Below are 12,860 nucleotides of genomic sequence, written 5' to 3' on the forward strand. Positions count from 1 at the left end.
GCAGGGGGGTGCGGGGGGACGGCCAGTCCCCCGCCGTCGCGGGACGCAATTCAGACGCCGCGCTTGTTGCCCCACAGCAGAACATGCAGCTGCGGAAGCAGGCGGGGCCGGAACCAGCCATCCGCCATCACCTTGTCGACCAGCCACAGCAGCCGGTCGGCGACGTCCTGCGCCGCGACGGCCACGTCCTGGTCCACCTCCGGGTTTCCCGGCTGCAGGACCAGGTCCAGGTCCGGATACCGCCCTGCCCAATCGCGCGCCCAAGCGTAGTCGACATCGTCGAACACGACGATCTTCAGCACCGTCCGCGCGCGCCCCGCCGCCGCCAGACAGGCCTCGAAGGCCGCCGGGTCCGGCGTCTCGCCGCTGGAGGGCGGCTTGGGGCTCAGCACCAGCAGCGTCAGGTCCGCGAACCAGTCGCGCGCCACCGACCCCTGCGTCTCCAGCGCGAATCCGTAACCCTCGGCCCGACCCATCGCGATCAGCGGCCCAAAATCCTGGATCGCCGGGTTGCCGCCGGAAATCGACACCGTCAACGGCCGCCCGCCCGACAGGTCGCGCACCTGCGCCCAGACCTCGGCCGTCTGCATCGCGGCCCAGGTGTCGCGATAGGCGCTGTCCACCGCATGCATCGAATCGCACCACGAACAACGGTAATCGCACCCCCCCGCCCGGACAAAGACCGTCGGCTGGCCGATCAGCGCGCCCTCTCCCTGGATGGTGGGGCCAAAGATCTCGGCGATGCGCAGCGGCTTCATGGCCGGTACTCCGCCCAGGTCTTGGGCGTCTCGCTGACCTTGACGGCGCTGGTCTCCGGCCAGCGCGCCCGGCACCAGTCAAAGAAATGCCGTGCCAGGTTCTCGGCGGTCGAGGGCACGTCCAGCACGTCGTTCAGGTGCCGGTGGTCGAACGTCCCGTCGACATAGGCCTTCAGCGGCGCCAGTTCGTGGTAATCGCGCACGAAGCCGTCGGCGTTCAGGTCGGCCGCCGCCAATTCCACCACGACGATGTAATTGTGCCCATGCAACCGCGCGCATTGATGATCAGGTGCCAGATGGTCCAGGCGATGCGAGGCGCTGAAGTGAAACTCCTTGCTGATGCGGAACATCACGCACCCCCCGCGGCATGGACAGCCACCGCCGCGTGCCAGAAATCGGCATCGTCATAATCGGTCGGGTCGGCGACGCCCGCCAGGTGGAACGCCTCGCGCCGTTCCACGCAGGTGCCGCAGCGCCCGCAATGGCGCGCCCCGCCCTTGTAGCAGGACCAGGTCTGGGCAAAGGGCGTGCCCGCCGCCGCGCCCGCCGTCACGATGTCGGCCTTGGTCCGGTGGACGAAGGGCACGTCCAGCGAGACATCGGCATAGCCCTCCAGCGCCGCCCGCTGCATGGCCGCGAACGCGTCGGTGAACCCCGGCCGCAGTCGGGATAGATGAAGTGATCGCCCCCATGGACCGCCGCCGCCACCGCCGCGTCGCCATTCGCCGCGGCGATGCCGAAGGCCACCGTCAGCATGATCGCATTGCGGTTGGGGACCACGGTCACGCGCATGGTCTCTTCGGCGTAGTGGCCGTCTGGCACGGCCAGATCACCGGTCAGAGCCGATCCGGACAGTGCCGCACCCAGACCCGACAGGTCCACCAGGTGAAACGGCACGCCAAGCCGCGTGGCGCAGGCGCGGGCAAAATCCAGCTCCTTGCGGTGGCGCTGGCCGTAATCAAAGCTGACGATGCGCGCCAGGCGCCCCTGGGACGCCAGAACATGGGCAAGCGAGACGGAGTCCAGCCCGCCCGAGCAGACAAGTGCAGTGTGCATGTTTGAACCCTTGTTTTTGTGACCCGGGTAGGCTGCGACCGGGAAGGCGCCTGTTAGCAGAGGCCGGGCGGGTTGAAAAGCACCGCCTTCAGGCGGCCTTGCCGCCGTCGCTGTACCCGCCCGATTCCTGGATCAGGCGGGCGTAATCGGTCAGGGTCACGCCGCGCTTGCCGGCGATCTCGATGACGCCGTCGCGATGCAGGGCGGTCATCTGGCGGCTGACGGTCTCGATGGTCAGGCCAAGATAGACGGCCATCGCCTCGCGCGTCAGAGGCAGCTCCAGCGCGATACGGCCCGCGGGGCGGCGTTTCTGCAGCGCCGCCTGACGCCGCGCGATGATGGCGATGAACGAGGCGATCTTTTCCCGCGCCGTCTTGCGCCCCAGCAGCAACATCCACTCGCGCGCCGCGTCCAGCTCGTCCAGGGTCATCTCCAGCAGGCGGTGCGCCAGATGCGGGGTGCGCTGCATCATCTGGTCGAACGGCCCGCGCCGGAAACAGCACAGCACCACCCCCGTCGCGGCGGTGGCGTTATAGGCCGCCTGGTCGCGCCCCGGCCGGCCCAGGAAATCGCTTGGCAGCAGCAGGCCCACCATCTGGGTGCGCCCGTCCTCCAGCACATGGGTCAGCGTGGCAACTCCGGTCACGACCGAGGCCACGAAATCCATCCGGTCGCCTTCCCAGACGATCGGCTGTCCCGCTTCGAAGCTGCGATAGAACTTCATCCGCTCCAGCACGGCCAGCTCTTCGCCCTCGCATTGCGCGCAGACCGCGCGATAGCGGATGGGGCAATCGCCGCAGCGCATGCCGCCATGCATCGCGGTCGATGGTTCGATCTGGGTCGAAGGGGGTGCCTGCATGATGGTGCGACGATAGGCGCAAGCACCCTGTTGCGCAACCAAGACGAACCGGATCGTTCGATACCCGGTCGGTCGATACACTGGCCCTTCCGCAGCGACACAGTTCGACGAACTGCCACGCCACCCGGTCGATCCGTCAACCCGATCGACCGGGTGGCGTTGCGCGGTCAGTGCGCCTCGGCCCAGTTCATCCCCTGCCCCGCATCCACGACCAGCGGCACCGACAGCTGCACGGACGGCTCCGGCGCGGCCTCCATGATGTCGCGCGCGCGGGCGATCAGGTCGTCCACCGCGTCGTCGCGCACCTCGAACACCAGTTCGTCATGCACCTGCAGCAGCATCCGCGCGGGCAGGTCGGCGATGGCGTCCGGCATGCGGATCATCGCGCGACGGATGATGTCGGCGGCCGCCCCCTGGATCGGCGCGTTGATCGCCGCGCGCCGCGCGCCCCCTGCCGCGGGCCCCGAGGTGTTGATGCCCGGCGTGTTGATGCGCCGACCGAACAGGGTGGTGACATAGCCGTCCTGCTTCGCATCCGCGACCGTCTTGTCCATATAGGCGCGGATTTCCGGGAAGCGTTCGAAATAGGTGTCGATGAAGCTCTGCGCCTCGGCCCGCGGGATGCGCAGGTTCCGGGACAGCCCGAAGCCCGAGATGCCGTAGATCACGCCGAAGTTGATCGCCTTGGCACGGCGGCGGATCATCGGGTCCATCCCCTCGACGGGGACGCCGAACATCTGGCTTGCCGTCATGGCATGAATGTCGATCCCCTCGCGGAACGCCTGCTTCAGCGCCGGGATGTCGGCCACATGCGCCAGGATGCGCAGCTCGATCTGGCTATAGTCCAAGGCGACCAGCGTGTAGCCCTCCGGCGCGATGAAGGCCTGGCGGATGCGGCGGCCCTCCTCGGTGCGGATCGGGATGTTCTGCAGGTTCGGCTCGGTCGAGGACAGCCGCCCCGTCTGCGCCCCGGTGATCGAATAGCTGGTATGGACCCGCCCCGTTTCCGCATTCACATAGGTGGGCAGCGCGTCGGTATAGGTCGATTTCAGCTTGCTGATCTGACGCCAGTCCAGCACCCGCGCGGGCAGGTCGTGCCCTTCGGCGGCCAGATCCTCCAGCACGTCGGCACTGGTGGAAAATGCCCCGGTCTTGCCCTGCTTGCCGCCTGCCAGACCCATCTTGTCGAACAGGATCTCTCCCAACTGCTTGGGGCTGCCGATGTTGAAGCTTTGCCCGGCCAGCCCGTGGATCTCATCCTCCAGCTGGGCCATCTTTTGCGCAAACACGTTCGACATGCGTTTCAGCACATCGGTGTCGATGCGGATGCCCGTCATCTCCATCTGCGCCAGCACCGGGATCATCGGGCGTTCCAGCGTGTGGTATACGGTGGACACCTTCTCCACCGGCAGCATCGGCGCGAAATGCTGGTACAGGCGCAGCGTGACATCCGCATCCTCGGCGGCATAGGGCGCGGCCTTGTCGATGGCGACCTGGCCGAAATGGATCTGGCTTTTGCCGGACCCGATCAGCTCCTTGATGGGAATGCACTTATGGCCCAGATAGCGTTCGGCCAGCTCGTCCATGCCGTGATTGTGCGTGCCCGCGTTCAGGGCATAGGACATCAGCATGGTGTCGGCGACCGGGGCCACGCGGATCCCGTGGCGGGCCAGCATCTTCCAGTCGTATTTCAGGTTCTGGCCGATCTTCAGGATCGACATGTCCTCCAGCACCGGCTTCAGCGCGGTTAGCACGGCGGCAAGGTCCAGCTGTCCTTCGACCCGCGCGGACTGGCCGAACAGATCGTCGCCACCGGCCACATGGCCCATGGGGACATAGCATGCTCGCCCCGGCGCGACCGCCAGGCAGATGCCGACCAGATCGGCCTGCATCTCGTCCAGGCCAGTGGTCTCGGTGTCAATGGCCACCTGGCCCGCGTCGCGCATGGCGGCGATCCAGCCCTCCAGCGCGGCCATGTCGGTGACGGTCTCATAGACCGACCGGTCGATCGCAGACGGTTCCGGCGCGGCGGGCGCATCGCTGGCCGGGGCCGCCTGCACGGCCGGGGCCTCGGCGCCCAGGCTTTCGGCCACGCGGTTGGTCAGGGTGCGGAACTCCATCTCGGACAGGAAGGCCAGCAGGCGGTCGGCATCGGGGGCCTTCACCTCCAGCTCCTCCAGCGCCATGTCCAGCGGCGTGTCGCAATCCAGCTGCACCAGACGCTTGCTGATGCGGATCTGGTCGGCATGGTCGATCAGGGTCTGGCGGCGCTTGGGCTGCTTTATCTCCTCGGCGCGGGACAGCAGCGTCTCCAGGTCACCGTATTCCTGGATCAGCAGGGCGGCGGTCTTGATGCCGATGCCCGGCGCGCCCGGCACGTTGTCGACCGGATCGCCGGCCAGCGCCTGCACATCGACCACGCGTTCCGGATAGACGCCGAACTTCTCGAACACCTCGTCGCGGTCGATCAGCTTGTTCTTGATCGGGTCCAGCATGTCGACGCCGTCGCCGATCAGCTGCATCAGGTCCTTGTCGCTGCTGATGATCGTGGCCGTGCCCCCGGCGTTGCGGGCAGCACAGGCCATGGCCGCGATGATGTCGTCGGCCTCATAGCCTTGCGTCTCGATGCAGGCGATGTTGAAGGCGCGGGTCGCGTCGCGGGTCAGCGGGAATTGCGGGCGCAGATCTTCGGGCGGCTCGGGGCGCTGCGCCTTGTAGGCAGGATAGATCTCGTTGCGGAAGGTCTTGGACGAATGGTCAAAGATCACGGCCGCATGGGTCGGCACCGTGTGCCCGTCATCGGTCTGTACGTACCGCCACAGCATGTTGCAGAACCCCGCGACCGCGCCCACCGGCAGCCCGTCCGATTTCCGCGTCAGCGGCGGCAGCGCGTGATAGGCGCGAAAGATGAAGGCCGATCCGTCGATCAGATGCAGATGACAGCCCTTGCCGAAACGCTCGCCCATGATCACCTATCCTTGCTGGTCAGGGCCGCCTTGTGCCACGACCGGGACCGATCTTCCAGCAGGATGCCCACATGCCCAAGATGCGCCGCAAATCCGACCTGCCGACCAAGATCTGCGCCGCCTGCGGGCTGCCCTTCACATGGCGCAAGAAATGGGAACGCGATTGGGACAACGTCCGCTACTGCTCGGACCGCTGCCGGGGCAAGGGCAAGACCCGCGGGGACGCGCCGGGCGGCAAGGCCGCCCCGGTTTGACGGCCCCCTCGATGGGGGGCGGCAAACCGACGCGGGTCGGGACGATCCTGGCTGGTCAGTGGTCGTCGTGCGCGTGATCGCGGTCGATCACGAACCGCTTGTCGCAATAGCCGCAATCGACAAAGCCCATGTCCGGGCTGATCGCCAGCCAGACGCGCGGATGGCCTAGGCCCACCCCGTCGTCGCCGTCGCAGCTGACGCGCCAGCGGGTCACCACCTCGGTCACGGGGGCGGGGCGGGTCGTGGCCTCTGGCCCGGTTTCGGTCGACAGGGGGGTCTCGGGCGTCACGTGCTGCGTCATGGCTGGCCTTCTTGTGGCGGCGTGCATCATCTGGTCTAACCCCATTAGCGCAGCGCCGCCTGCCTTCGCAAGCTCTGCAAGGATCACCCCATGCCCGACGCCATCCAGATCAGCGGTCTTCGCAAGACCTATGCCGCCCAAGGCAACGCCCCGGCCAAGGACGCGCTCAAGGGCGTCGACCTGACCATCCGTGCCGGCAGCATCTTCGGCCTTCTGGGACCGAACGGGGCCGGCAAATCCACGATGATCAACATCCTGGCCGGCTTGGTGAACAAGACCGCCGGCAAGGTGTCCATCTGGGGCTTCGACCAGGACGTGAACCCGCGCCAGTCGCGGGCCGCCATCGGGGTCATGCCCCAGGAACTGAACATGGACCCGTTCTTTTCGCCCCGCGCCAGCCTGGAGGTCCAGGCGGGCCTCTATGGCGTGCCAAAATCCGAACGCTGGACCGACGAACTGCTGGAGCTGGTGGGCCTGACCGCGCAGGCCAATTCCTATGCCCGCAGCCTGTCGGGCGGCATGAAGCGGCGCCTGCTTCTGGCCAAGGCGCTGGTCCACCGCCCGCATATCCTGGTGCTGGACGAACCCACCGCGGGCGTCGACATCACCCTGCGCGAGATGCTGTGGAAGAACGTCCGCCGCCTGAACGAACAGGGCATGACGATCATCCTGACCACGCATTACCTGGAGGAAGCCGAACAGATGTGCGACGAAATCGCCATCATCAACCACGGCCAGGTGGTGGTCCGCCAGTCGACCCAGGACCTGCTGTCGCGCACCGACGGCAAGACGCTGGTGCTGGACACGGGCGGCGCCGTCCCGCATCCGCCCCTGCCCGCGGGCGCGCGCCCGGAAACGCGGCCCGACGGGCGGCTGGCGATCACCTATCCCCCGTCGCGGCTGCGCGCCGACCAGATCCTGGACGCGGTTCGCGCCGCGGGCGTTCCCATCCTGGACGTGGCCGCCGAACAGCCCGACCTCGAGGACGTGTTCGTCGAACTGACCCGCGACTAGGTCAGCCGCGCGCGCCGATCATCGGTCCCATGATCGACCCGCCCATGATATGCAGGTGAAAATGCGGCACCTCCTGCACGCCGTCATGGCCGGCATTGGTGATGGCGCGGAAGCCGTTGCCCTGATCCAGGCCCACCCCCTCCATCGCACAGACCTGCGCGCACAGCCGCATGAAGCCCGCGATTTCGGCCTCTGACGCGTTGGCCGCGAAATCGTCGAAGGCGACATAGCGGCCTTTGGGAATCACCAGGACATGGCTGGGCGCCTTGGGCGCGATGTCGCGGAATGCCAGCGCGTGATCGTTCTCGGCCACGGTGTCGTTCGGGATCTCTCCGCGCAGGATGCGGGCAAAAATGTTGCTGTCGTCATAGGCCATGAAACTCTTCCTTCAGTCGGCAAAAAGATGCGGGGTGTCCGCAAGGGCGCGGGCCTGCGGCTCGGGCACCCCCAGGAACGCGGCCAGCGCCGCGGCGTTGCGGTCCGGCCCCGCGGATTCGGAAATGGTGGCCAGATGGCGGAACCCCGCCTCCTTCAGGCGGTCGGCCTCGTGCTCCAGGTCGTTGCGCACGATGGGCAGCAGGCGGTGCACGATCTCGGGCGGGGCGTCGGGGCTGACCAAGCCGACCCGGCCCATGTGGCCGCGCACGTAATCATCGTCGAACCGGCTGTCCACGAACAGCACCCGCGTCTGCGACCGGTCGGCGTCGAAATCGGCGATCAGGCTGACCGCGGACGGATCGACGCAGAACACCAGCCGGTCGCTGTCGAACTGTTCGAACATCAGCTTGACCAGTGCCCGGCGATGCCGCTCGCGCTTGTCCACGCTGGATGCCACGCCGCCCATGTCGGGCAGGTGCGCGTCCTGTTCGTTGAACACGTAATCGACCGCCGGGATGTCGGTGGCGGCGCGGATCGCCGCGGTCAGCCGCTTGGCGATGTGCCATTTCTTGGCCACGACGATCTGGACCACGCGTTCGGCACCCAGACTGCCGTCCGTCTCCCAGAACCGCGGGGCAAAGCGACGGCCGATGCGACCCCGGCCCGTCAGAAAGCTGAACAGCCGCCGCCCTTCGGCCGCGATGGTGAAGTCTTGACCCGTGGCCTGCCACAGCGCCCCAAGCCGGGCGCGCAGCTCCAGCGCCTCGGGGCTGATCTTGCGGGCGAACAGATAGTCCTGGCGCAGCAGCAGGTCGTAATGGTCGTTGTGGAAATTGATCGGCATCCCGTAATCGCTGAAGATCAGGAAGGTCAGCGTGCGGGTGCGGATCTGCTGGCGCGGCACGACATGGGCCACCAGCGTCTGAAAGAACGTCTCGTCCGGGATCCAGGTGGTGCTGAAGAACCGCACGATCTCGGGGCGGGCGCGGATCAGGTCCAGGATCGCCTCGACGGTCTGGCGGCGCAGACACCACCATTGCGACCCGATCATCACCTGCAGATCGTCCGGCACCCGCCGCGTCAGCCCCAACCGCTGCTGCAGCTGCAGGATGGCATAGAACAGCGCCTTGTGGCTGCGTTCGTTGAACCAGTGGCGATAGATCAGCCGTTCCTTGCGGATGCCGGTCTTGATCCAGTCGCTGGTGAAGAAGTCGAAGCTTTCGATGTAATCGCAATCTTCGGCATCCAGATAATTGTAGGCGAATTCCGCCGACTTGATCGGCATGCAGTCGCCCGACAGCATGTAGAAATGCGTGGCCTGCGGAAATGCCGCCTCGGCCGCGCGCAGGGCCTCAAGGGTGGCCGCGACCAGCGACCATTCCCCCCATCCGCATTTGCGCCTGCGTGCCGCAAAGGTCACGCGGGGATGGTCGTCCAGCGCATCGCGGATCTGCTGGAACATCGCCCGCGGTGCGCGCTTGTCGAAATGGATCGACACGAAATCCCCCGTCGCCGTCAGGCGCCGGGCCTGATCGATGACGCCCTGCGGGTCCTTGTGCATCAGCAGGATGAAGGCGATGCGTGCCATGCGTTGCGCGGTCCCCCGGGGCCAAATAGGTTCATTTCGACGTAAGGCGTTGAATATGTCTGCGGGTTTTGGTTTGAATGTGTAACCTTTTTTGTCGGTGGGACAAGCAGGACGGCCCGACGACACGGCCTGTCACCCGTTGAACGCAAGCGAAGTGGATGTCACGATGGGTTTCCCCGGTGTCTGGATGACGGAAAGCGAAAGCCTGATCTATCGGGTGGTGCCGAAATGCGCCTGTTCGACGATCGGCCAGATCATGTTCCATTCCGACCATGGCCGCTTCTTCGACGGGGACATCCACGATTCGACCGACGGGCTGCACAAATGGGCCCAGGACCACAGCCACGACCCGATCGAACGGGCGGTCCGCGCGCGGTCGGGCGTGACCTTCACCTGCGTGCGCAACCCCTATGCCCGGCTGCTGTCGTCGTTCTTCGACAAGATCGCGGGCATCCAGCGCAACGGCCGCCGTTACCGCGGCAACCTGGTCCCGCAGCTGGTGCAGCGTTACGGCATCGACGTGGGCAGCCCGGACAACGGCTTCGAATTCGACCAGATCGCCAGCTTTCGCCGATTTCTGCTGTTCGCGCGCGACACCGTCCGGTTCCGCAAGCCAATGGAACCCGACATCCACTGGTCGGCCATGTCCGGCCATATCTCGACCTTCATCGTGAACGGCGGGCGCTACGACCAGATCTTCTTCACCGAGGCGTTCAACGACGGGATGGCCAAGGTGCTGGCCGCCGCCGACACCAAGGTCGCGATCGACCTTGACCAGGTTCCCCGGTTCAACGAGTCCGAAGGTCACGGCCCCAAACGCGCGCACAAGGTCAGCGACTATTTCGACGACCTGTCGCGGCACCTGATCTGGGAGATCTACAAGGACGACTTCCGGCTGTTCCGCTATGACTTCGACAACCCGGACAACAAGATGCCCTTGGGCGAGGTCGACCTGGACGAGGTTCACGCCAAGCTGGGCCGCTGATCCGGCAACCGGCCATGAAAAACGGCGCCTCCCTTTCGGGGGCGCCGCAAGTCTGCCGCACCGGAGTGCAGCCAAAAGCGTGGATCAGACCGCGCCCTTGATGAAGGTCACCGCGTCGCCGACGGTCTGGATGGTTTCGGCGGCATCGTCGGGGATCTCGATCCCGAACTCTTCCTCGAACGCCATGACCAGCTCGACGGTGTCGAGGCTGTCGGCACCCAAGTCGTCGATGAACGAAGCGGATTCGACCACCTTGTCCTCGTCGACACCCAGATGCTCGACCACGATCTTCTTCACGCGATCAGCGATATCGCTCATGTCATATCCTCATTCTCGCGGGCATCCGCCCAAGTTTTGCACGGACACGGGGTCCGGTTCAGCACAGGGCGGTTCCCCTGCTGCTAAAGGCGGGGATATAGCACCCATGAACCCTCATGCAACCGATTTCGCACGGTTTCGTGCGCGCAATCCCTGCCGCGGACGCCGGATCAGACCATCGCCATGCCGCCATTGACGTGCAGCGTGGCCCCGGTGACATAGCTGGCCTCGGGGCTGGACAGGTACAGGACCGCGGCCGCGATCTCCTCTGCGCTGCCCATGCGGCCCGCGGGGATCTGGGTCAGGATCTTGCCCTTCTGGTCGTCGGTCAGCTTGTCGGTCATCGGCGTCTCGATGAAACCGGGTGCCACGCAGTTCACGGTGATCCCGCGGCTGGCGACCTCATAGGCCAGCGATTTCGACATGCCCACGACGCCCGCCTTGGCGGCGGCATAATTGCCCTGCCCCGGATTGCCGGTGGCCCCCACGACGGACGTGATGTTGACGATCCGCCCCCACCGCGCCTTCATCATCCCGCGCAGCACCGCGCGCGACAGCTTGAAGGTGCTGGTCAGGTTCACGTCCAGCACCTGCGCCCATTCGTCGTCCGACATGCGCATGAACAGGTTGTCGCGGGTGATGCCCGCATTGTTGACCAAAATGTCGATCGACCCCATCGCCTCGACTGCCGCCTTGGGCAGCGCCAGAACCGATTCCGCATCGCCCAGGTTCGCGGTCACCACATGCGCCCGGTCGCCCAGCTTTTCGGCCAGCGCGCGCAGCGGCGCCTCGCGCGTGCCGGACAGCGCAACCACAGCGCCCGCCGCATGCAGCGCCTCGGCGATCGCGCCGCCGATCCCGCCCGAAGCGCCGGTCACCAGCGCGGTCTTTCCCGTCAGATCGAACATCCCAAGCCTCTTCTTCGTTGTCCAAATACCCCCGGGGTCCGGGGCAGCGCCCCGGTCCGCCCGTCAGCCCTTCAGCGCCACCACGTCTGCAGGGGCGCCCACGTTGCGCACCGTCACATCCTTGGCGATGCGCCTGATCATGCCCGACAGGGCCTTGCCCGCGCCGATCTCCCAGAACTCGGTCACGCCGCCCTCGGCCATCGTGGCGATCGACTCGCGCCAGCGGACGGTGCCGGTCACCTGCTCGACCAGCAGACGGCGGATGGCGCCGGGCTCGGTCACGGCCTCGGCGCGGACATTGGCGATCAGCGGCACGGCGGGGGGCTGGATGTCCACGCCCGCCAGCGCGTCGGCCATCACCGCCGCGGCGGGCTGCATCAGCACCGAATGGAACGGCGCCGACACCGGCAGCATCAGCGCCCGCTTGGCGCCCGCGGCCTTCATCGCCTCGGCCGCAGCCTCGACCGCGCCCTTGTGCCCCGAGATCACGACCTGCGCCGGATCGTTGTCATTGGCCGCCTGCACGACCTCGTCGCCGCCGATCTCGCGGCAGATGCGGTCGACGGTCTCGAAGTCCAGGCCCAGGATCGCGGCCATCGCGCCCACGCCGACCGGCACGGCCTCCTGCATGGCCTGCCCGCGCAGGCGCAGCAGATGCGCGGTGTCGGCCAGGGTCAGCGACCCGGCCGCGCACAGCGCGGAATATTCGCCAAGCGAATGCCCGGCCACGAAATCGGCGTCCGCGATGGTCAGGCCCTCGGCCTCCATCGCGCGGAACGCCGCGATGGACGTCGCCATCAGCGCGGGCTGGGCGTTCTGCGTCAGGGTCAGCGTGTCGGCGTCCCCCTCCCAGATCAGCGCGGACAGGCGTTCGCCCAATGCCTCGTCGACCTCGTCGAAGACGGCGCGCGCCGCCGGATAGGCTTCGGCCAGCTCGCGGCCCATGCCGATGGTCTGGGCGCCTTGCCCCGGAAACACGAATGCCCGCATGGCGGTCCCCCCTGTGATCATTGCGTTGCAAACGGGCATAGCCGCTGGCGGCGCAAAGAAAAAGGGGCCACCGGGGGCCCCTTTTCAAAACTCAAAGGTCGGTGGACCCGATCAGCCGACCAGTTCCAGACCCGAAAAGAAGAACGCGATCTCTTCCTTGGCGGTGTCGGCGGCGTCCGAACCGTGGACCGAATTCTCGCCCATCGACAGGGCGAATTCCTTGCGGATGGTGCCTTCGTCGGCATTGGCCGGGTTGGTGGCGCCCATCACTTCGCGGTTCTTGGCAATGGCGTTCTCGCCTTCCAGGACCTGAACGACGACCGGCTCGGAGGCCATGAACTCGACCAGCTCGCCATAGAAGGGACGGTCCTTGTGGACCTCGTAGAACTTGCCGGCCTGGGCGGGCGACAGGTGGATGCGCTTGGACGCGACGATGCGCAGGCCGGCATCCTCGAACTTGGCGGCGATCTTGCCGGTCAGGTTGC

At 66.6% G+C, this 12,860-nt stretch carries 14 protein-coding genes and 1 pseudogene; 3 read left to right on the forward strand and 12 right to left on the reverse strand.

Annotation, left to right across the window (positions count from 1 at the left end; translation table 11 throughout):
• Positions 1-50: 50 nt before the first annotated feature.
• The 5 genes and pseudogenes from queE to polA form a co-directional block, all read right to left on the reverse strand.
• Positions 51-758 carry a 7-carboxy-7-deazaguanine synthase QueE gene (gene queE, locus TY51_RS17180; RefSeq protein ID WP_042251856.1) on the reverse strand — a complete coding sequence of 236 codons (708 nt, stop codon included), beginning with the start codon at positions 756-758 and terminating at the stop codon, positions 51-53.
• Positions 755-1,108 carry a 6-carboxytetrahydropterin synthase QueD gene (queD, locus tag TY51_RS17185; RefSeq protein WP_042251861.1) on the reverse strand — a complete coding sequence of 118 codons (354 nt, stop codon included), beginning with the start codon at positions 1,106-1,108 and terminating at the stop codon, positions 755-757. Before queD ends, queE begins: the two co-directional genes overlap by 4 nt.
• Positions 1,108-1,814 (reverse strand): annotated as a pseudogene (queC, locus tag TY51_RS17190) (7-cyano-7-deazaguanine synthase QueC). The gene queD and the pseudogene queC overlap by 1 nt, the downstream one beginning before the upstream one ends.
• An 88-nt stretch (positions 1,815-1,902) precedes the next feature.
• Positions 1,903-2,673, reverse strand: a complete 771-nt coding sequence (gene fnrL, locus TY51_RS17195) for a transcriptional regulator FnrL (RefSeq protein ID WP_304413107.1) — start codon at positions 2,671-2,673, stop codon at positions 1,903-1,905.
• A gap of 167 nt (positions 2,674-2,840) precedes the next feature.
• The gene (polA, locus tag TY51_RS17200) at positions 2,841-5,639 is read right to left on the reverse strand and encodes a DNA polymerase I (RefSeq protein WP_042251864.1); all 2,799 of its coding nucleotides are present in this window, start codon (positions 5,637-5,639) and stop codon (positions 2,841-2,843) included.
• Positions 5,640-5,710: 71 nt separating this feature from the next.
• Here polA and TY51_RS17205 point away from each other — a divergent pair, with 71 nt between their 5' ends.
• Positions 5,711-5,893: a DUF2256 domain-containing protein gene (locus tag TY51_RS17205; RefSeq protein WP_042251866.1), complete on the forward strand. Its 183-nt coding sequence runs from the start codon at positions 5,711-5,713 to the stop codon at positions 5,891-5,893.
• A gap of 55 nt (positions 5,894-5,948) precedes the next feature.
• On the opposite strand, the gene TY51_RS17210 is transcribed toward TY51_RS17205, so the two are convergent.
• On the reverse strand, positions 5,949-6,194 hold the full coding sequence (locus TY51_RS17210) for a zinc-finger domain-containing protein (RefSeq protein ID WP_042251869.1): 246 nt from the start codon (positions 6,192-6,194) through the stop codon (positions 5,949-5,951).
• A gap of 90 nt (positions 6,195-6,284) precedes the next feature.
• Between TY51_RS17210 and TY51_RS17215 the strand changes: the two genes are divergently transcribed.
• Complete coding sequence (locus TY51_RS17215) at positions 6,285-7,208, forward strand: ABC transporter ATP-binding protein (protein ID WP_042251872.1); 924 nt, start codon at positions 6,285-6,287, stop codon at positions 7,206-7,208.
• A 1-nt stretch (position 7,209) separates the two neighbouring features.
• Here TY51_RS17215 and TY51_RS17220 read toward each other — a convergent pair whose 3' ends face one another.
• Together TY51_RS17220 and TY51_RS17225 are read right to left on the reverse strand one after the other, a co-directional pair.
• Positions 7,210-7,584, reverse strand: coding sequence for an HIT domain-containing protein (locus tag TY51_RS17220; protein WP_042251874.1), 375 nt, complete (start codon positions 7,582-7,584; stop codon positions 7,210-7,212).
• Positions 7,585-7,596: 12 nt separating this feature from the next.
• Complete coding sequence (locus TY51_RS17225; protein WP_042251878.1) at positions 7,597-9,174, reverse strand: DUF5928 domain-containing protein; 1,578 nt, start codon at positions 9,172-9,174, stop codon at positions 7,597-7,599.
• Positions 9,175-9,340: 166 nt separating this feature from the next.
• On the opposite strand from TY51_RS17225, the gene TY51_RS17230 reads away from it, so the two are divergent.
• Positions 9,341-10,159 (forward strand): sulfotransferase family protein, encoded by an 819-nt coding sequence (locus TY51_RS17230; protein WP_042251888.1) that lies wholly within the window; start codon positions 9,341-9,343, stop codon positions 10,157-10,159.
• A gap of 84 nt (positions 10,160-10,243) precedes the next feature.
• Here TY51_RS17230 and TY51_RS17235 read toward each other — a convergent pair whose 3' ends face one another.
• The 4 genes from TY51_RS17235 to ndk all read right to left on the reverse strand — a co-directional run.
• Positions 10,244-10,477, reverse strand: coding sequence for an acyl carrier protein (locus tag TY51_RS17235; protein ID WP_042251881.1), 234 nt, complete (start codon positions 10,475-10,477; stop codon positions 10,244-10,246).
• A gap of 170 nt (positions 10,478-10,647) precedes the next feature.
• Complete coding sequence (gene fabG, locus TY51_RS17240) at positions 10,648-11,385, reverse strand: 3-oxoacyl-ACP reductase FabG (RefSeq protein WP_042251882.1); 738 nt, start codon at positions 11,383-11,385, stop codon at positions 10,648-10,650.
• A 63-nt stretch (positions 11,386-11,448) separates the two neighbouring features.
• Complete coding sequence (gene fabD / locus TY51_RS17245; RefSeq protein ID WP_042251883.1) at positions 11,449-12,375, reverse strand: ACP S-malonyltransferase; 927 nt, start codon at positions 12,373-12,375, stop codon at positions 11,449-11,451.
• A gap of 111 nt (positions 12,376-12,486) precedes the next feature.
• On the reverse strand, positions 12,487-12,860 hold a 374-nt coding region (ndk, locus tag TY51_RS17250), incomplete at its 5' end, for a nucleoside-diphosphate kinase (RefSeq protein WP_081995205.1).

The organism is Paracoccus sp. PAMC 22219 (genome assembly GCF_000787695.1).
Taxonomy (GTDB): domain Bacteria; phylum Pseudomonadota; class Alphaproteobacteria; order Rhodobacterales; family Rhodobacteraceae; genus Paracoccus.